At 49.1% G+C, this 19485-nt stretch carries 15 protein-coding genes; 5 read left to right on the top strand and 10 right to left on the bottom strand.

Features of this window, described 5'->3' with window-relative positions; translation table 11 throughout:
- Positions 1-379: 379 nt before the first annotated feature.
- The gene (locus tag AC2215_RS22590) at positions 380-763 is read right to left on the bottom strand and encodes a hypothetical protein (RefSeq protein ID WP_486812272.1); all 384 of its coding nucleotides are present in this window, start codon (positions 761-763) and stop codon (positions 380-382) included.
- 662 nt (positions 764-1425) lie between these two features.
- Between AC2215_RS22590 and hemJ the strand changes: the two genes are divergently transcribed.
- Positions 1426-1995: a protoporphyrinogen oxidase HemJ gene (gene hemJ, locus AC2215_RS22595; RefSeq protein WP_486812273.1), complete on the top strand. Its 570-nt coding sequence runs from the start codon at positions 1426-1428 to the stop codon at positions 1993-1995.
- A gap of 282 nt (positions 1996-2277) precedes the next feature.
- On the opposite strand, the gene AC2215_RS22600 is transcribed toward hemJ, so the two are convergent.
- Positions 2278-3585, bottom strand: coding sequence for a GTP-binding protein (locus AC2215_RS22600; RefSeq protein ID WP_486812274.1), 1308 nt, complete (start codon positions 3583-3585; stop codon positions 2278-2280).
- Between the two features lie 664 nt (positions 3586-4249).
- Here AC2215_RS22600 and AC2215_RS22605 point away from each other — a divergent pair.
- The 3 genes from AC2215_RS22605 to AC2215_RS22615 all read left to right on the top strand — a co-directional run bounded on the left by AC2215_RS22605 (position 4250) and on the right by AC2215_RS22615 (position 11024).
- The gene (locus AC2215_RS22605; RefSeq protein ID WP_486812275.1) at positions 4250-5974 is read left to right on the top strand and encodes a choice-of-anchor K domain-containing protein; all 1725 of its coding nucleotides are present in this window, start codon (positions 4250-4252) and stop codon (positions 5972-5974) included.
- Positions 5975-6386: 412 nt separating this feature from the next.
- Positions 6387-8084: a choice-of-anchor K domain-containing protein gene (locus AC2215_RS22610; protein WP_486812276.1), complete on the top strand. Its 1698-nt coding sequence runs from the start codon at positions 6387-6389 to the stop codon at positions 8082-8084.
- A 279-nt stretch (positions 8085-8363) separates the two neighbouring features.
- Positions 8364-11024, top strand: a complete 2661-nt coding sequence (locus AC2215_RS22615; protein ID WP_486812277.1) for a two-partner secretion domain-containing protein — start codon at positions 8364-8366, stop codon at positions 11022-11024.
- A gap of 106 nt (positions 11025-11130) precedes the next feature.
- Here AC2215_RS22615 and AC2215_RS22620 read toward each other — a convergent pair whose 3' ends face one another.
- Complete coding sequence (locus AC2215_RS22620) at positions 11131-11898, bottom strand: class I SAM-dependent methyltransferase (RefSeq protein ID WP_486812278.1); 768 nt, start codon at positions 11896-11898, stop codon at positions 11131-11133.
- A 289-nt stretch (positions 11899-12187) separates the two neighbouring features.
- On the opposite strand from AC2215_RS22620, the gene AC2215_RS22625 reads away from it, so the two are divergent.
- Positions 12188-12631, top strand: coding sequence for a GNAT family N-acetyltransferase (locus AC2215_RS22625; protein WP_486812279.1), 444 nt, complete (start codon positions 12188-12190; stop codon positions 12629-12631).
- A 140-nt stretch (positions 12632-12771) separates the two neighbouring features.
- Here AC2215_RS22625 and AC2215_RS22630 read toward each other — a convergent pair whose 3' ends face one another.
- From AC2215_RS22630 to AC2215_RS22660, 7 genes are all read right to left on the bottom strand, one after another.
- Positions 12772-13599 carry a calcium-binding protein gene (locus AC2215_RS22630; protein WP_486812280.1) on the bottom strand — a complete coding sequence of 276 codons (828 nt, stop codon included), beginning with the start codon at positions 13597-13599 and terminating at the stop codon, positions 12772-12774.
- A 220-nt stretch (positions 13600-13819) separates the two neighbouring features.
- Entirely contained in the window at positions 13820-14362 is a 543-nt protein-coding gene (pyrR, locus tag AC2215_RS22635; RefSeq protein ID WP_486812281.1) for a bifunctional pyr operon transcriptional regulator/uracil phosphoribosyltransferase PyrR, read from the bottom strand.
- An 86-nt stretch (positions 14363-14448) separates the two neighbouring features.
- A complete protein-coding gene (kaiC, locus tag AC2215_RS22640) occupies positions 14449-15993 on the bottom strand; it encodes a circadian clock protein KaiC (protein WP_486812282.1) in 1545 nt (514 codons plus the stop codon).
- A gap of 63 nt (positions 15994-16056) precedes the next feature.
- Positions 16057-16335, bottom strand: a complete 279-nt coding sequence (locus AC2215_RS22645; protein ID WP_486812283.1) for a circadian clock KaiB family protein — start codon at positions 16333-16335, stop codon at positions 16057-16059.
- 191 nt (positions 16336-16526) lie between these two features.
- On the bottom strand, positions 16527-17402 hold the full coding sequence (locus tag AC2215_RS22650; RefSeq protein ID WP_486812284.1) for a response regulator: 876 nt from the start codon (positions 17400-17402) through the stop codon (positions 16527-16529).
- 179 nt (positions 17403-17581) lie between these two features.
- On the bottom strand, positions 17582-18370 hold the full coding sequence (locus tag AC2215_RS22655; RefSeq protein WP_486812285.1) for an ABC transporter permease: 789 nt from the start codon (positions 18368-18370) through the stop codon (positions 17582-17584).
- 118 nt (positions 18371-18488) lie between these two features.
- Positions 18489-19451: a DUF5357 family protein gene (locus AC2215_RS22660; protein ID WP_486812286.1), complete on the bottom strand. Its 963-nt coding sequence runs from the start codon at positions 19449-19451 to the stop codon at positions 18489-18491.
- Positions 19452-19485 lie beyond the last annotated feature (34 nt).

Below are 19485 nucleotides of genomic sequence, written 5' to 3' on the forward strand. Positions count from 1 at the left end.
ATTACATATCGTCAAATTCTCAGTTGGTATCAAGAATAATTTTCTGCACAACAAACTGAATCTGCGCTCAAAAGCGGACTGGGCAAGGAACGATTTAGCGCAGCTTCATAGAGAAACGGTATGAGTTGAAAAAGCCTATCTTTTGCCTCAGGCACCCGTTGCCCCCCTTGCTCGCGATCGAACTGTGGGAGTTGGTCGGTTCGGTCGTATCCGATGGCAGTGTAAGAGGATTCGTGTGAGATATTGCCTAAGGCAGATATGGGAGACGCGAAGACGCCCAGAGGGGGAGGTGGGGAGACAAGGGAAGAGGAGGAAGAGCATCGCAACTGACCCATTGACTCCTCCCCGACCCCAATCCATTGTCGTGATGCTCTAGACCTTAGAGAGGCTGGTTGTAATCGATGGTGACTTGACCGTCGGGAGAAACGGTGACGGCCGTTTCTACTGAAAACACGTCAGAACCCGGACGACCGCCCATGAAGGTAAACGTCCAACTGCCATCTTCATTGACGACAAACGGGGCTTCCGAAGAGGGGCCGTGCATCGACGGTTCGGCCCGGTAGTTTTCTAAACCGCCATTGAACCGTTCGGCAGCTTGACGGGCGTAATTTTTGGCGCGATTGAGTTCGATCGAATCGCTAACAATCCAGACATCGCTGGGTTCTACACTTTCAATTTCCGTCTGGGCAAATACGCTGCCTGCACTAAAGAATAAAGGAGTCAATAGCGTCATCGCAGCAATGGCGAACTGAGTAGATTTCATCGTGATTTCGCTCCTGGATTGGTATAGGAATCTGTCTTATTTGTTTCTTCACTTTCCTGACGCTCAAATCCGCCTAAAATGTTTCCAAATTGCCTATTTTTTTTCGATTAACTTGTCGATTTAATCGCATCCGCGTGAATGACGCTTGCCCGAGATCGTCAGCGATGGTGACGTAACGCTCGTCAGCTCGGAAAGCTGGAGAGGTCGATAAACGTGGAGGTCAGAAGGTCGGTATCCGGATGTGAGGAGGGCGGCTTCTTTTCGATTCACTCCAGATGAAGGTCGAGTGCGATCGAACCCAAGTTTCAGGAAAAGGCGAAGTGGGCGATACCCCAGGCTCAATCGTATTCAAGATCGTGCAGAGGTGACTTTTGCACGCCCTCGATATCGAGAAACTCATCGAGGAGAACGAGGTGACCTCGGACGATCGAATCTATCTTTTTTAGAATTAGTAAATCCTTCGATATTTATTGCAAAATCAGAATGAATATAAAGACTTTGTATTCGGTTTAAGGAATATTTTAAAGTTTCGAGGGCGTTCAATCAAAACATCCCGATTCTTGAAAAGTAAATTTTATGTAACAGAATCTTCATAAAAGTCACTGGTTTCTGTATTCTAAGTAAAAGTCAAATCAAAAACTTCCCATAAGAGAGAACGATTCATGCCCTATTACTGGTATAAAGCATTTCACCTGATTGGCGTGGTGGTTTGGTTTGCCGGGTTATTCTACCTCGTGCGCCTATTTATCTATCACGTCGAAGCCGAAGCCGAACCGGAACCCGCGCGGACGATTCTCCAAAATCAGTACCAGATTATGGAGAAGCGCCTGTACAATATCATCACCACGCCGGGAATGCTGGTCACCGTTGTGATGGCGATCGGGTTGCTGAGTACGGAACCCGAGGTGCTGAAAATGGGTTGGCTGCACGTCAAACTTCTGTTTGTCGCCTTGCTCATCGGCTACCACATTTACTGCGGTCGCCTGATGAAACAGCTAGAAGCAGGCGAATGCAAATGGGGGAGCAAACAACTGCGAGCCTTGAACGAAGCCCCGACGTTGATGCTGGTTTCGATCGTCATGCTGGCGGTGTTTAAAAATAGCTTACCTACCGATGCAACAGTTTGGACGATCGTTGGTTTAGTGGTGGTGATGGCCGCGACTATTCAGCTTTATGCCAAAAAACGGCGATTGGATAAAGAACGCCAACTCGCAGAACTCGCGCAAGAGTAGTATCGAACGTCAGTTCGGGATCGGATAGTTTCCGGTGAGGATGGGGTGTAGGGTGTCAGGAATAGAATCCCAAGCGATCGCCTCCCATCAAACATGTTCCCCTTGGTTGTTCAAAGCATTCGATCGCACTGCCCAAACCCACAAGACTTCCCCAACATTTGAATACTCCCGATCGCAAGCCTGACGCGATCGAGTTCCGTTCGAGATCGAGAATTCACCATCAGAGGAGCCTCGAGGGCATCGGGGGCGGGGGGAGACAATTATCGATCCCGATCGAAACACTCACCGCAATTCCTGACGCAATCGATCGAGAATTGAATCTCGATCGACTCGTGCGAGAATGTCGCGAATAATCGTATCCGCCCCCAGTTCTCCCCAGGTACAGCCCCGTTCCAGATACACCTGTGCAGCTTGCCCCACGGCATAAGCCCCGTATCCGGCAACGGCCCCCTGGGCAATCGCTGCCCCGGCAAATCCCGGTAGTCCCATTGCTGCCCCGGAAACTCCTTTTCCCAAACCGAATACCGCATTCGTTCCCAATTCTCCCAACAGCAACCCACCGCTACTGAAAAGAATCGTTTTCCACAATTTAGTCGCTTCGTAACTCGTCATCGGCAATCCGTACAACTGTGCCAGCGATCGAATCAGCACTAAATCCGAAATCGCCCCACCCAACACATCCAATACCGCCACGGGATTCACCCCCACCGCGATCGCCTTATACCGGGCGAACTGCCAGATGAGTTCTTCCGCCTCGCGATCGCGCAACTCCACGCTTTTACGAGCGATGGTTTCCTGGGCGTTCCGCGCCTGTACTAACGCATTCAATGCCAGTAGCGATCGCCCTTCGGTTCCCAAAATTTCAATCAGGGTTTGCCGCAGGGCCGCCACATCCGAAGAGGGGGTTTCCCACTCTTCGGTAACCCGTCCGTCGGGCCATTCCTGCCGCACTTGTATCGGCATCGGGGCGGCCGCAACCCGGACGATTTCCTCGGGTTTGAGGGGTACGTCGCGCCCGAGTTGTTGCAACTGTTCGTAGATCGCTTCGCGATCGCGATCGGGATACAAATCGATTTTGTTGAAGACCAAAATTAGCGGTTTGTGGGTTTGCCACAACTCCGACAGCGCCCGATACTCCGTCCGAGTGATATCCCCCGCCACGACGAATAAAATCAGATCCGCTTGCCGGGCCACATCCCTTGCCATTTGCGAGCGATCGAATCCACCCACCTCATCCAAACCGGGGGTATCGATGAGTTCCACTTGCAGGCTTTCATCTTCGCTTTGCGCCCACAACACCGATCTCGGCCACTTCGTCACCCCATTAATCGGTCCGGTTTCTAACAGGTTTTGACCCAATAGGGCATTTAATACCGCCGATTTACCCCGACTCACCAATCCAAATGCTGCAATCCGAATGACGCCGCCATCGAGTTTTTTCAGGTTGGCTTTGAGGATATCTCGCTGGGTTTGCAGGGCTACCCGCGCCGACTGGTTACGAGTGGTGGGGCGGTAACTTTGATTTTGGGAAAGGCGGGCGAGGGCAGTGCGGATGCTGTTACGGGCGCGATCGAAGTGGGAGTCGTTCACGGAGGGGTTAGACCTGAGAAGTTATTCTTAGGTTTAATATAATCGTTTCTCTGGGGATATCGATCGCTTGTTTGAGTGCGGAAATTGCGACAGTTCTTGAAGACGATCGTCTCTCGACTATTTTCAATCAAGGTCTGATGAAGAAAATCACAACATCCCATGGGCGATCGTAGCCAATGTTCGGGACGCATTCTGAATCCCACGCACTTACCAAAAACCAGAACCGAGAATTCCAGCAATAAAATAACTTTTGTAAAAAGATAATATTCTTATATTAAGAAATTTTTCTTTGTAAGAATTAGAAGTCTCTCACATAAGTTTCATCTCCACTCACCCATATTTCACATCAGATTCATGGGTGAGTTTAATACTAAATTTATGAAGCCAAGAAAAGCTTTGGCTTGAGAGTTAAGACGAATCAATAAATTCTTGAGGTGACTTCATGAAAAAAATAAGATTGAACGGGCACCAAATTATCAAAGATTTATTATCTTAATTCTTTTTCTGAATTTTTTATTTTTCTCGATTTGATGTCAGATATGGGGTGAGAAAAAGTCGATCGTTGTTCCACCTCAAGAAAGATGAATCAGTAGCAGAAGCACAGAAGCAATCGTTTTTTTTTCAATATTTGTGGCAAGGAAATTTAAGTTTTCAGGAGCTTACTATGAATGACGATTTTATGATGAACGACATGGATGGCATGGATGACATGAACGACATGGATGGCATGGATGGCATGAACGACATGGATGACATCGATGATGATGATGACGACATCGATGATGATGATGACGACATCGACGATGATGATGACATCGACGATGATGATGACGACATCGACGATGATGATGACGACATCGATGATGATGACGACATCGATGATGATGATGACATCGACGATGATGATGACGACATCGACGATGATGATGATGACATCGACGATGATGATGACATCGATGATGATGATGATGACATCGATGATGATGATGATGCGATCGTCGGTGTTTCTTCAGGACAATTCTTTACCCCACCAGGCATTAGCTCGACTTCAGTTATCGAAATTTCTGATGAAAATGGCGGGGAGAACAACCGATTGGAATGGGGTGTTGGTACAGACGAGAGTTTCTCTAGCCTGATTCAATTCGATGGTGCTGACTTATTTGGCACTCAGGACGATGATGCCTTTAAGATCGGTCAACTTTTCTATCGTAACGGTACGATCGAATCCGGTACGGGATTTGACGGTGAGTTTGCCTTCAGCATCGATCTCGATTTTGAAGGCACCGACGACGATCCCGACCCCTTTGTTTTCCTCTTCGATATTCTCAATACACCCAACGTCCACGATGATGCGGATTTAGATGCCGACATACTGCGTTTTATGGGTAGCGGACTCACCCCGCAAACCTTTGAACTCGATGACGATACCTATACCCTAGAACTACTCGGTTTCTCCCAAGATGGTGGCGACACCTTTACCAATGGGTTTGAGTCATCTGAAGAAGGAATCGATATTGCGAATTTGTACGGTCGATTGATTGAGATTGATGATGACGATGCCGCGTTCGCATCCCTCAGCGCAACAACGATCGCCGAAATTACAGATGCAGGCGGAATCTTTGTGGGGGGTAGCAGCGGCCCCGTTGCCGGATCGGTCATCATTGACGATGCCTCCGATTTGAATACGTTTTGGAGTATCAACGCGGGAGCAGCCCTTCGCTTCCACGACGACTCTACTTTCGAGATGGAGAACGAGACAGAAATCGATCTCGACGATCTCGATATTACCGCAGCGATCGGATCCGATGATGATGACGATATCGATGGTTCCGATCTCAACGATGCGATCGACGGTGACGATGGCGACGATGCGATCGACGGTGGCGATGGTAACGATGTCTTAATGGGTAGCGATGGTAATGACGTCTTGATGGGTGGCGATGGTAATGACTTGGTTTACGGAAACCTTGGCAATGACGTTCTCTCCGGTGGCGATGATGACGACATTCTTCGAGGTGGAAAAGGGAATGACGTTGTTGTCGGAGACGATGGAGATGACGTTCTTGCTGGAGACAGCGGCTTCGACGCACTAACTGGTGGCGATGGCGACGATGTCTTTGTCTTGCTAGCCGAATTTGACGAAGCCGAATCCACCTTTAGTGCCGATATCATTACCGACTTTACTGCTGGAGAAGATTCGATCGTCTTGAGCATCGATGTTGCCGTTACCTTTGAAGTGGGCGATTTCAACGCCGACGGTACAGATGATGTGGCGATCGAACTCGCTCAAAACGATGCCATTATCGGCTTCGTCCTCGGAACCGATCGCATCGCTGACGTTGAAAACTCGATAATGTCAGTTCCCGAAGGCGACTTCGCCCTGATGTAAGAGCGGTTTTGCGCTTCGAGTGGTTGTCAGATCGGTCTGAGTGAAGTTGCAATTGCTGGTTATCCATGGTTTCGGGATCGCCAGCAATTTTGTCTGTCAAACCGGGTATTTATGTGTGTTCCTTCTATGCGATCGAACTATACGATCGAAAATCTCGACTGAAATCGCGCATCTGCCAAAATTTTTCCTCAAATTCGTGAAACCGTGACGATGCTTGAATTTGAAAGAGATAATTGTGCGGCAATTCCTGGATTTTTCTGATGTTCTCGCATCCATTTCGGAAATTTCGCCAGCCAAAGTGCATAAGTTTCCAGCCCTGAGAAATATGTAGTAGTAGCTGACGCACGCGAGACGCTTCACTGCTTTCTCAAACATCGTCAGTCAGGCAATTTGAGTTGTAAGGAGTCTGGCAATGAACGACGACATGATGATGGATAACATGGATGACATGAACGACATGGATAACATGGACGACATGGATGACATGGACGACATGGATGACATGAACGACATGGATAACATGGACGACATGGATGACATGGACGACATGGATGACATGGACGACATGGATGACATGGATGACATAGATGACATAGACGACATAGACGACATAGACGACATAGACGACATGGATGACATGAATGTTGAAGCGATCGTCGGTGTTTCTTCCGGTACGTTCTTTAGTCCGAACGATGTAACCTCCGATTCAGTTATCGTCATTACTGATGAAAATGGCGGAGAAGACAACCGATTTGAATGGGGAATCGGCATTGAAGATAGTTTCTCTAGCGTGCTTCAGTTCGATGGTGGCGATTTATTCGGTGCCAAACCAGACGAACCCTTTAAAATCGGTCAAATCTTCTATCAAAATGGCACGATCGACCGGGGTACGGGTTTTGATGGCGAGTTTGCCTTTAGCGTCGATCTCGATATTGACGGTACAGACAACGATCCCGATCCTTTCGTCTATCTCTTCGATATTTTTAATACACCCAACGTTAACAACGATCCAGTACTAGACGCTGACGAACTACAGTTCATCGGTAGTGGATTTACCCCGCAAACTTTTGAACTCAATGGCGACACGTATACTTTAGAACTGCTCGGTTTCTCCCAAGATGGCGGTGACACCTTCACCCAAGGCTTCGAGTCTCCCGAGGAAGGGTTTGATATTGCCAACTTGTACGGTCGGTTAATTCAGATTTCTTCTCCCCAAGATCCCACCGATCCGACCGATCCCAATCCTACGGACCCCCCAACAAACCTAAACATCACGAGTTACACGACTTTAGAACAAACCACCATCACCGAGATCCAAGCTTTTGGAGGCATCTTTATCGGGGGTAGCAACGGTCCCGTTGCCGGTTCGGTCATCATTGATAACGCCTCTCAACTCAATACTCTTTGGAGTATCAATGTCGGAGCTTCTTTCAGCTTCAGCAGCGAAACCACCTTCGAGATTACCTCAACAACAACCACCACGATCGATCTAGATGCTCTCGATATTACCGCTGCGATCGGGTCTGATGGCGACGATGGCGTAGATGGTTCTGGCGGTAACGATGCGGTCGATGGTGGCGATGGCGACGACATGCTCGAAGGAAACGACGGTAACGACGTTTTAATGGGTAGCGATGGTAACGACACTCTCATGGGGGGAGACGGCATCGACTGCGTCTATGGTAACCAGGGAGATGACTTTGTATCTGGTGGAGCAGGGAATGATGTAGTCCGAGGCGGCAAGGGCAATGATGTCGTGCTCGGAGATGATGGAGATGACATTCTTTCGGGAGATAGCGGTTTCGATATTCTCACCGGTGGTAGCGGCGAAGATGTCTTTATCATACAAACCACATTCGACGAAACGGAAGCGACTTTTAGTGCGGACTTGCTAACGGATTTCGAAGCTGGGGAAGATACGATTGCTTTGACGGTTGATGTGGCTCTCACCTTTGAAGTGGGAGACTTCAATGCCGACGGTACGGATGATGTGGGCATCAAACTCGCAGAAAATGATTCCTTTATCGCCTTCGTTCTGAATACTGACAGCACCACTGATGTGGAGAACTCGATTTTCACTGCACCTCAAAATGACTTTGCTTTAATTTAATATCGGTTTCTAGGTTGTAGTTTGGATTAAATCGATCGCCTTTAAGTTAAAATTGCTGGTTATCCTATCTTTTGGAATAGCTAGCAATTTTCCCTTAAAACTATTTGTAATATCGGGATTGTATCACCAGCCTAAAATCGTTAAAAAGTTTTGAATATGATTTCAGATATTCGAATAATATGCTAAATTTATTTCTATAAAAATTAGTTTAAAAATATCGATTAGACATCGACCTAAATCAAACTTAAATCATTAACTGGGGTGTTAGAAGGTCAGGATATGAAACGGTGGATCTATCGAAGTGCGATCGCATTACAAGTGGTAAGTTTGTGGGGGGCGATCGAGGGTACCGCGTTGGCGCAAATCGTCCCAGATGCCACGCTTCCGAATAATTCGATCGTCACTCCCAATGGCAACGTCATTACCATCGATGGTGGAACGGAAGCGGGAAGCAATCTCTTCCACAGTTTCCAGGAGTTTTCCGTGACCACTGGGAACGAAGCATTTTTTAACAATAGCATCAGTATCGATAATATTATTACCCGCGTCACCGGAGAGAACTTTTCTAATATCGATGGTTTGATTCGTGCTAACGGCACGGCGAATCTATTTCTCGTGAATCCTAATGGGATTCAGTTCGGTCCCAACGCCCGACTCGATATTGGCGGTTCGTTTCTCGGGAGTACGGCCGATCGGGTTTTATTTGAAGATGGCAGTTTCTACAGTACGACAGATACTAACGCCGAGCCATTATTAACAGTGAACGTTCCCATCGGCTTGCAATTTGGGACCAATCCGGGAGATATTCAAGTGTCGGGTGCCAGGCTCGGGCGGCAGCCTTCTCCTGAAACCGCAACGATCGAAGATTTGCGCCAAGAAGAGATCGCCTTTCAAGAAACCCTCTTAAACGATACTCGGGGACTGGCGGTAGAATCGGGGCAAACCCTAGGTTTAATCGGGGGAAATGTGAACTTCTCCGGTGGAACGATCGAAGCTCGCCAGGGACGGATCGAATTGGGCAGCCTCGGCGAGAACAGTCGCGCGAACCTCTCTCTCGAGGAAGGGGGATTTACCCTCGACTACGCCGGAGTTGAAAACTTTCGAGATATCCAGCTCGCGGCGGAAGCGGGAGTTTTTGCCAGTGGGGAAGGGGGCGGTAATATCCAAGTTCGGAGTCGTAATTTGAGGGTGACGGAGGGTTCCGAAATTACGACGGCAAGCTTGGGAGCCCAACCCGCCGGATTGCTTTCCATTCAGGCAACAGAGACCGTCGAGATTAGCGGCGTATCCCCCAATGATATCGGCAGTAGCGTGGCTGCTGGGACTTTGGGGACGGGAAATGCTCGGGAATTGACCATCGATACCCGACAGTTGAGGGTTCTCGATGGTGGGGCGATTGGTGTTCTCTCCTTTGCCCAAGGAGATGCGGGAACTGTCACCGTCCGGGCTGCAGATTTAGTTGAAGTGAGCGGGACTCAAAACGATGGAAACCCTAGTCTTCTGGCTTCGATCGCCCTGAGTACGGGGAATGCGGGAGATATCACCATCGACACTCGGCAGTTTAGCGTCCGGGATGGCGGTGAGGTTTCTGTGAGTACTCGGGGCGATGGCGACGCGGGAACCGTGAGGGTGAATGCATCGGAACTGGTCGAGATTAGTGGGAGTTCCCCCGATGGTACAGCTAGTGCCTTAGCCGGAGCGACGTTTGCTGCGGGAAATGCGGGAGATGTCACCATCGATACCGGACGTTTGAGGGTTCTTGATGGCGGCTCTATTTTAGTGGGGTCGCTGAGCAGTGGCAATGCCGGAACCATCGAGATTAATGCCACCGAATCCGTGGAAATTCTTGGTGCGGGTAGTGGTTTATTGGCGATCGCCAGCGATACTGGGGAAGCGGGAGATATTTCGATCGAGACCGATCGATTCACCGTTCGCAATGGCGGCCAAGCATCGGCATTTACTCTCGGTTCGGGTCGGGCGGGAACCTTAAACCTTCAAGCCTCCGAGTCCGTGGAATTGAGCGGTTCCGGGAGTAGTTTGAGTGCTGGGACATTTGCCGCTGGGGACGGGGGCAACGTGAGAGTGGCAACGGAAGAGTTTCTCGTGCGCGATGGGGCATCCATTAACGTTGCCAGCCTACTCGCCGAAAACACGATCGTCCTTGGACAACCCGGCACGATCGATGTGGCTGCCGAAAACGTTCGCATTCTCGATCGCGGCAGTTTAATCGCGATTTCCTCAACGGGTCGGGGTGGCGATATTAATCTCAGCGCAGAAGACGTGAGAGTTAGCGGTCAGAGCTTTATTTTTGCATTTGGTGTCGAAACCCAGGAAGGTAATATCGATATCGCGTCCGATCGCTTGTTACTGTTCCAAGACGGCAGTGCGATCGTTACCCTCGCTGCCGATCCCAAAGAAGGTAGCAACCTCACCCTACAACCCCAAGACGATCCCTTTTTCACCCTCTTCTTGTGCAATAGCTGTGTTATTAGCGCCAGCGGAACCCTCCTCATCTTCGACGAAATTGAAGATCCCACCGTCATCGTCAACGATCCCTTCCGCGTCGATGACTTAATCCGCGACGATATCTGCGTCACCGGTTTGGGAAGCGAATTCTACATCACCGGACGAGGCGGTATTCCTCCGAGTCCCTTAGATATTATTCCAGGGCAAGCCCTCATCACCCTCGATTGGGTGGAATTTCCCGAGGAAGCAGCAGAAAATAGCAACAATACCGAGATTGCAGAAATTGCCGTTCCCGCAGAACACCCCCCCCTCATCGAAGCCCAGGGGTGGCAGGTGGGGGAAAATGGCGAGATTATCCTCACGGCCGAACCTCACTCAGGAAGGTCTTACCCTGGGAGAAATACTGGGGCTGACTCTAGCATCTTTCAACCCATTCGCTGCCAGGATTTGTGGCAAGGGGCGAGTGTCAATTGAATCGATATTGAGTAGTTCGCCGAACGCGATTTGAGCAGGTGTTAGGGGTAGTGCACCCGTGCTTACCCCGTCCAGATTCGAGGCTATACGAGAGAGGTTGGCCGAATCATTGACTATCTACCTCGGAAGCGGGTTTGCTGGCTGCAAATCGCAACCGCACGTAATCGGCAGCCCATTGCCCCGATTCATCCCGTAATGTCGGTTCCAAACGGGTAACGACCTCCTCTAAAAATGCCTCCCGTTCTGTACTCGGTAGTGCGACCAAAAATGGATTGGCAAAGGTTTGCAGCCAGCCGCGAATATCCGTTGGTAGGGGAGTGGGGCGCGGAATCAGGGCTATTTTATTGACTTGAAATCCTCTCAATTCGAGGCGGGTACGGTATTCTTCAACTGTGGGAAAATACCAGGGATGAAGGAGTTTTGCATCAATGCCTCGATCGGCTAAAGCATGATGTAAGGCATCGACGATCGCACCGACATTACCATCTCCCCCAAATTCACCCACAAATCGACCGCCGGGTTTCAACGCTCGCCACACCCCCTCGATAACGCGATCGGGTTGTTTCATCCAATGCAGTGCCGCATTACTAAACACCGCATCAAATTCACGCTCGAACGGTAATTCTTGCCCGTCCAAAAGTCGCGCATCTAATCCCAAAGAACGAGCAGACTCGATAAATTCGGGACTCGAATCGACCCCCACCACGTCACATCCCAAATCTCGCAACTTCAGCGTCAAAACACCATCACCGCAGCCGAGATCTAAAATGCGATCGCCCGGTTGAGGTGCCAGCCATTCCACCACTGCCATGCCCAAATCGGAAACAAATCGGGCATTTTCGTGATAGGTTTGAGTGTTCCAAGTTTGAGCCACGGCGATGGAGATTCCCTTGAATATTAACGATTTCACTAGGATAACAACTTGCGCGATTCTGAAATCGCCCTCAAATATAGCGTTTCTCGCATGAATGAGGTATAGAAGATCCCCCTAAATCCCCCTTGATAAGGGGGACTTGAGATTTAAACTTAGCCCTCACTGATTAGAGAAACGCTATATCAAAAAAAATTATTTCACCGATCGAACTTTGAGCGTTTTACTCAGAATTTTAATCGATATGATTTTGTGAAAAGTCTTGAAACTCTGCCATCGCAGACAAAAAAATATGGAAATCAGACTTGCAAATTTAGATGACCTCGAAGGTTTAGCCTTTCTATTCGATCGATATCGTATTTTTTACGGACAAGACTCCGATCTCGAAGCCGCAAAACAATTCTTACGCGATCGTCTCCAAAATAGTGATTCGGTAATTTTTATCGCTAGGGAAAACGAACAGTTCATTGGGTTTACGCAACTTTATCCCAGTTTTTCTTCGGTGTCGATGAAACGAATCTGGATTTTAAACGATTTATTTGTCGAGCAACGATACCGCAGACAAGGAATCGCCACCGCTCTCATGAATACGGCTGAGAATTACGCACGAGATACCGGTGCCGCGCGGATTGCATTATCCACGCAAATCTCGAATACATCCGCCCAAACTCTTTATCGATCGCGCAATTACACCAAAGATGAAGCATTCTACCATTATCAATTACCGTTCCAGTAGCCGGTTGCTATTAAGCCTTAAGTAATACTTAAAAATCAAATTAAAAGTACGGAAAGCAACATTTTTGATAATCGTTAAGCTTCGATCTTGCTTCCCCCTAATCTTCTTGAACTAGAGGGAAGTTTCATCCTCACTGGAGTTTAAAAAACTGAGGGTGTCAGAGGTGTATCGAAATCGGGAAATGTTGGATTTGAAAAATTGAGTTCGATGTCTCGTTCCGGGATAAAATCAAGGTCGGGTTGCAGTTGCGCGAACTGTCGATCGTCGAAGAAGAGCGCACCGGTGTCTCCATCGTACTGGAATTGGGTAATCGAGACCTCTCCCAAACCGGAGATCGCGATTTTATCCCCTTGATTGGTATTGAAATCTTCGATCGTATCGATACCCGGTTCGGGTCTGGGTGGCGGAACCACGAAGGGAAGACCGAAAAATGGATCGAGAAACGAAAACTCAAACGTATCGGCTCCTCCGCCACCATTGAGAATATCGCTCCCAAAACCTCCGGTGAGCCGATCGACTCCATCTCCACCTAAAAGACTGTCGTTCCCGTTTTCTCCCCTTAAATTATCGTCGCCAACACCCCCCAGCAGGGAATCATTGCCACCGGCTCCAATTAATGCGTCGTTACCTTCTTCACCCTTGAGCAAGTCGTCTCCCGAACCGTCAACGCAGAAAAATCCAGCACAGGCAAGATGTTGAATATCGATACCCCCGACGAGAATATCATCGCCACTTCCTCCTTCTAGAGAATCGTTGCCACCGCCACCATCGAGTCGATCGTTTCCTCCCTTTCCTTGAAGAAGATCGTTACCTCCTTCACCTAAAATTAAATCTTTGCCGTTACCACCGATGAGCGTTTCATCATCCTCTCCACCGAACATTACATTGTCATAAAATCTTAAATAGAATTGTTTTAAATCTTTGGGAACTTCAACGGTTTGAATGTCAAGATTAACAGTTGTCATCATCGTACCCCGAACACTTGAGAATTACCGAGAATAACTCTATTTCAAGATGAGTTTACCGGAGCCCTCGAGCAAGGTGTTGCCAATTTGCCGTAAAGATTCCAGTCAGAGGGATTTTTTTGAGAGATAGAGATGAAGGAAAAGCTTACCAATATAAACCATTCGAAATGTGGGTCAAGGTTCGATTTTCTCGATCGGTAACGAGCATATTCTCATGACTTTCCTAAACCGACGATCGCATCAATTCCACCCCATCTCGTCCGTCATATTCTTGCAAGTACACCTTCACGGTTTCCTCCTTGGCTGTCGGTAGCGTTTTACCCGTAAATGTCGGATGAATCGGTAATTGGCGATGTCCGCGATCGACCAATACTGCCAGCCAAATCGCCTCGGGTCTGCCGTACTCGTGAATTGCGTTCAGGGCCGCGCGAATGGTTCGACCGGTATAAATGACATCATCGACCAAAACGACACGCTTTCGGGTTAAATCGAAGGGGATTTTGTCCTTTGCGGGGGTGCGCACCCCACGGCGATCGAGATCGTCGCGGTAAAAGGTGATATCCAACGCCCCGAGGGGAACGGTAACATTTTCTAATGCTTCGATCTGCGTCGCCAGCATCTGCGCTAAGGGAACACCTCGGGTATAGATGCCCAACAGTACTAAATCTTCGAGATTTCCCGACTTTTCTATAATCTGAGAGGCTAAGCGCGTCAGGGTACGGCGAATTTCCTCTGAGGAGAGAATTTCAACGACTGAATTCGACATAAGCAGTTCTCACTGGTTCTACTTTCACCATATCTGGTTTAGATTGGAGATTTGAAAAGTTACGATTCACCCTCGATCCAGACACCCTACTCAATTCCACCCTCCCCAAACAAGCCACTCAGCCGGGCCAGTTCGTTCGCCGCGACGTAGGTAAAGTGTCCAGACAAAATACCCGATACGTTGCGGAAGGGTTTATCGATATGCATCCCCTTGCCATCGATGCGAAACTCCCGAATATCTTTATCGTGCATGGAACCGCGCATTTTCAGCACCGTCAGTCCTCGCTGCATCTCCCCGTACATTTCCACGTAGCGCAGCAGGATAATCGAATCGGTAATTGTCGAAATATGGGATTCCGTCACCGAAGATCCCCCTAAAAGCGTCGGAGTCGTCGAGGTAAACAACCCGGCAATGGTTTGGAACTTGATAAAAGAGGTCAAACTAATCACGAATTCCCGAAATCCCTTCTCGGTGGAAACTCGTTCCAAGGCTGACAGACTATCAACCGCCACGCGATTGGGTTGGAAGCGATCGATGACTTCTTTCATCTTAATCAGATGGTCTTCGAGTCCCGTGGCTTCGGGATAGCGACAGACCACCTTCAGTTTGCCTTGGGCTTCCATTTGCTCGAAATCCACCCCCCATCCCGTGGCATTGCGGAAGAGTTGTTCTCGGCTTTCTTCAAAGGCAAACAACAAACATTGTTCCCCGTCCCGAACGCCACCTCCCATAAACTGGGTCACCACTAGGGTTTTACCCGTTCCCGTCGCCCCGGAAACCAGAATGACGGAATCGCGGAAAAAGCCCCCGCCGCACATTCGATCGAGTTCTTGAATTCCGGAACTAATGCGGATATTGGAGGATTTTTGCTTCAACTCCATCGCCGAGAGGGGAATCACCTCAATCCCTTTGCGAGGCAACACCGTAAAGGGATACTCTCCTTTTTGGTGGGTGGTTCCCCGAAACTTGAGAATTTCCAACGTGCGCCGCCGTTTTTCCCCTTCCAAAACGTTGCGGAGGATAATCACGTTATCGGTGACAAACTCCTCCACGCCGTAGCGGGCAATATCGCCATATTCCTGGGTTCGTTCTGCGGTGAGGATTGCCGTGACTTCGAGTTCTTTAATAGCACTACCAATGCGGAACAAATCGCCGCGCACCGTTGCCACATCCCCCACCTGGGTAAATACGGCCCCCAAAGAATCGATCGACAAACGCGACGCCCCGATCGAGCGAATCGCATACTCGATCCGAGCAATCAGCGCCCCGAGGTCGTATTCGCCAGTCACCACGGGTTTTTCTCCCGGAGGCGGAGATGCATCGACAAACGCCCATTTCTTCTCGGCTTCCCATTCTTCGATGTTCCAACCAAAACTGCGCATATGCTTGCGCAGGGCTTTGGGGGATTCTTCAAAGGTGACGAAGACCCCCGCTTCCCCAGTTTCGAGAATGCCTTTGGCGAGGAACTGGCTGGCAAACACGGTTTTCGCACTACCGGCCGTCCCCGCCACTAACGTCGTGGCGCATTTGGGCAACCCTCCTTCGGCAATCAGATCGAAGCCGGCGATTCCCGTTGCGAGTTTTTCAACCCATTCTCGGTCGTCTTCAAATTGGTCGTTGATTAAAGTCATCAATTTTTACGCTCGTCGATCTAACGGTTTAAATCATGTTGGTAAAATCGCGTTGGCGATCGCTCAATCGAACTGGCCGAGTTCCAAACCCATCAGAACCCGATCTCGATTCGATAAATCGCCAATAGTGCGCCTCAGCGGTGGTGGCAGTTGTCTGATCAGGGTTGGGGTAACGAGTATTTTTTCCGATTCGGCTAGATTGGGATACTCTAAAACGTCAATGATGACGATTTCGTAGTTATCCGATAGTTCTTCTTCGCAAATACGGTATAAGTTCGCGATCGCCCGTTTCGTTCTTGGCGTTTGACCGGTCACATACAGCTTGAGTACGACTTTATCCATTAGAGTTTTATACTTAAGAGCGATCGGACCTCAGATTGACGAAGACAGGATTTCAACTTCGGATCTCATCTTACAAGTTGGCAAGCCGATCGTTGGTCCCATTTAGCAAACTTCGATCGAGCGAAAACGTTGATGTCTCCCCATACTTCCTCGACTCCCCCTCAAAATGTCTTCATTCTTAGCCGATTGGCTTAATCTTTACGAGGTTGCTCCAGCTTGGTTCGGGGGTACACGTGACTCAACGCCAAATGATATTTCCGGTAGTAAGATGTGAGGAAGCCCATGAGTTCGAGTACCATAATTCGGGCTTCCTCAATATAGACTTGAGCTTTGGGGGATGGCACGTTGATAATTTTCTGTTGGATGGCTTGGGTGTGAATCTCGATAATGTCCCGAGGACTGGCTTTGAGAAAGCCTAATTGTTCCGCCATGCCTCGCAATCCGTCGGAAATCGGATGGGTGACCCGATAAATTCGTTGTTCTAAGGCGCGATCTAAGAATTGACCGTACTGTTGCACTAATTGCTCGAAATCCTCGGGAATGCTTTCTTTGAGGGGGAGATTTCCGTAGAGTTTCGAGGCAACGAGGGTGGCTTGGCTGGTGGTCAAATGTTCGAGAAGCAAGAGTTCTCGTTCCTGGGGTTGCTGCGATCGATCGGCATGTTTCTCCACGCGCAACCGCTGCCGTTCGATGGCGTAGCGAATCGATCGCACGAGCAATCGACTATCGATTTGACCTTTGACGAGATAGTCCTGCGCGCCTTCGCGCACGGCTTCGATGGCTCGTTCGGCATCGTCAAAGTTACTCAGGACGATGGTGGGGATGTGGGGACAGCAACCATAAAGTTGTCGGAACCCATCGAGTCCGTCGCACTCTGGTAAAGATAGATCGAGTAATATCAGATCGAAATCGCTTTGGGAAAGCTGTTCGAGTCCGGCTTCCAGGTTGCGCGCGTGGGTAACGATAAACGGTACGGCCCGAACGACTGGCATCAGCAGCGTGCCGAACAGGTTGGCATCATCTCGATCGTCCTCGATCGATAAAATTCGGATCGGCTCGACTTTCACTTCACAGTTGCAGCTATCTCGATTGCGATCTGACCCATTCAAACGTCGATCTGAGTGACATCATAGAAACCTGACTCTCATTATCGCCTTTGCCGCTTCGATGGCTCGATCGCCTTTATCTTTTTTTCCGTTTCGATCGCGTTTCTTTGAGGTCGAGAACCTACGCCCTTACAAGGTTCTCAAAACTCTCGCCGGGAAAAAACCACCGTTGCCACCGACAGGAGCAAAATCACATACACTCCACCGTAGATGGCGTTGAGCAAGAGGGTCGCGATATCTGGCAGGGCCGCACTGCCGTACACCGCACCGTTTTTCAAATCCAGCCGAGCCAAGTCCGGTAAAATCAGGTACAACCCTTTAGCGATCGGTTGAATGCCGGGATTATCGGCCATCTCCCCCAGTTGCAACAAATCGCGACTGAAATGCCCCATAAAGTAAATGCCGAAGGTGAGCAGCGTTGCCAGCAAAGAACTGGTGAACGTGCCAAAGATAATGGCAATGGAAACGATGAGAGACAGCTGGAGAAAGAGGAACACAGATGCAATGATGATACTCCCGAGGGGAAAGGCAATTTCGTTGGCTTGAAGAATTAAGATAAAGATTGCCGTCATCAAAACGATCAGAACCGCTAAAACGGCGGATAATCCGAGAAACTTGCCGATAATGAGTTCCGATCGCCCGATGGGTTTGGAGATGAGAACAAAGACGGTGCGTTTCTCGATTTCTTTGTTAATCAGCCCCGTCCCGATAAAAACGGTGACGATTAAACCCAGGAGATTCATCGCCCCCAAGCCGACATCGAGGGTCATTTTATCTTGCGTTCCGGCGGCCACTTCCGGCAGCAGTAAAATGGCTGCGAGCAAAATCAGGGCATACAATGCCACCAGATAGAGCGTTCGATCGCGAATGACCTCTCGGAAGACATTCGCCGCGATCGTCGAAATGCTTCCCAAATTGACTTGAATCATTGAATTGACAACGAACAATGACGGCTAACCCAAGGGAGATGACCTCGGCAACGTTTTAGACCCTCATTGTTCGCGGTCGACGATCGATTGTCAATAGTTCGTTCTCCATCGAGATCCCTCAGTCAAAGGTAAACTGAGTGGATTCGCAACTGAGAATTCCGGCTGGGTAGTTTGGGGCATCCATCGGCATCCGAGTATCGGTGCGAATGCGGCAGGTTTTGCTGAGCAGGTAATCCGTGCGATTGCGACCAAAAGAGGGTTTGCGAGCGAAAATTCTCAAGTCGTATTCCGACTCGGGGACGATGTCAACTTGAACCGACCAGCGCTCGCGCTCGACAATCCCTTGCAGTTGATTCATCACCTGTTCTTGGATATTGATACGTCCTAATTGGAGATTGAGGAGAAAGCGTTCGATACTACCCCAAGTTTGACCGTTCACTCGATCGGCTATTTGGCTGACGGTTTGGTCTAGAATCACTTTGCCTTCTGTATTTTCGGGATTCCCCACCCGCACGACAAAGTTACTGCGACTCAAATCGGCGGAGGCGAGTTCGGGATAGTCTTGGGTCCAGTGGTTGACGACGAAGGCAAAGCCCAGCCAAGAACTGAAGATTAAGCTAATCAACCCGAGAATCAACAGTTGCGATCGCTCCTCTATCGGGGGAGCTTGCCATTTCTCATTGCCCGGACGAACTTTGGGAAAAATGGCGATCGCCGCTGCCAGAATCGGCCAGATTACCCAGGCGAAAGGGGGAATTTCTCCAGTCATCAAACTGGGAAAAAATAGTAGGCAAGCCAGGGCGCTTAAAATCCACGGTCGGAGGGAAAAGGATCCAATTTTAATGGGGTTCTCGATTTGCCACCATGCCAATCCAACACTTAACAGTAGCAAGCTCGATCGAATAAAGGCATCGCGATCTTCTCGTTCGATTTGTAAAGTCTCAGTGGGATAATACAGTTCTGAGAGATAAACAATGGCTAGAAATAGCCATAAAACTAAACTAATTAAAATTAAAGTTTGCCACGAAAATAGTTTTTTGGGCTTCAGGTTTTTATTAAACCATTCAACTGGATTAAACATAACGCTCTCGTAATAACGGGTTAGGGATTGTCAG

Source organism: Zarconia sp. (assembly GCF_057467645.1).

What these genes read in the sequence shown, in the direction of transcription:
- AC2215_RS22610 (WP_486812276.1), top strand. Translation starts at nt 6,387, where the DNA reads ATGAACGACGACATGATGATGGATAACATGGATGACATGAACGACATG.
- AC2215_RS22590 (WP_486812272.1), bottom strand. Translation starts at nt 763, where the DNA reads ATGAAATCTACTCAGTTCGCCATTGCTGCGATGACGCTATTGACTCCT.
- kaiC (WP_486812282.1), bottom strand. Translation starts at nt 15,993, where the DNA reads ATGACTTTAATCAACGACCAATTTGAAGACGACCGAGAATGGGTTGAA.
- pyrR (WP_486812281.1), bottom strand. Translation starts at nt 14,362, where the DNA reads ATGTCGAATTCAGTCGTTGAAATTCTCTCCTCAGAGGAAATTCGCCGT.
- AC2215_RS22630 (WP_486812280.1), bottom strand. Translation starts at nt 13,599, where the DNA reads ATGATGACAACTGTTAATCTTGACATTCAAACCGTTGAAGTTCCCAAA.
- AC2215_RS22625 (WP_486812279.1), top strand. Translation starts at nt 12,188, where the DNA reads ATGGAAATCAGACTTGCAAATTTAGATGACCTCGAAGGTTTAGCCTTT.
- AC2215_RS22615 (WP_486812277.1), top strand. Translation starts at nt 8,364, where the DNA reads ATGAAACGGTGGATCTATCGAAGTGCGATCGCATTACAAGTGGTAAGT.
- AC2215_RS22605 (WP_486812275.1), top strand. Translation starts at nt 4,250, where the DNA reads ATGAATGACGATTTTATGATGAACGACATGGATGGCATGGATGACATG.
- AC2215_RS22645 (WP_486812283.1), bottom strand. Translation starts at nt 16,335, where the DNA reads ATGGATAAAGTCGTACTCAAGCTGTATGTGACCGGTCAAACGCCAAGA.
- hemJ (WP_486812273.1), top strand. Translation starts at nt 1,426, where the DNA reads ATGCCCTATTACTGGTATAAAGCATTTCACCTGATTGGCGTGGTGGTT.
- AC2215_RS22655 (WP_486812285.1), bottom strand. Translation starts at nt 18,370, where the DNA reads ATGATTCAAGTCAATTTGGGAAGCATTTCGACGATCGCGGCGAATGTC.
- AC2215_RS22660 (WP_486812286.1), bottom strand. Translation starts at nt 19,451, where the DNA reads ATGTTTAATCCAGTTGAATGGTTTAATAAAAACCTGAAGCCCAAAAAA.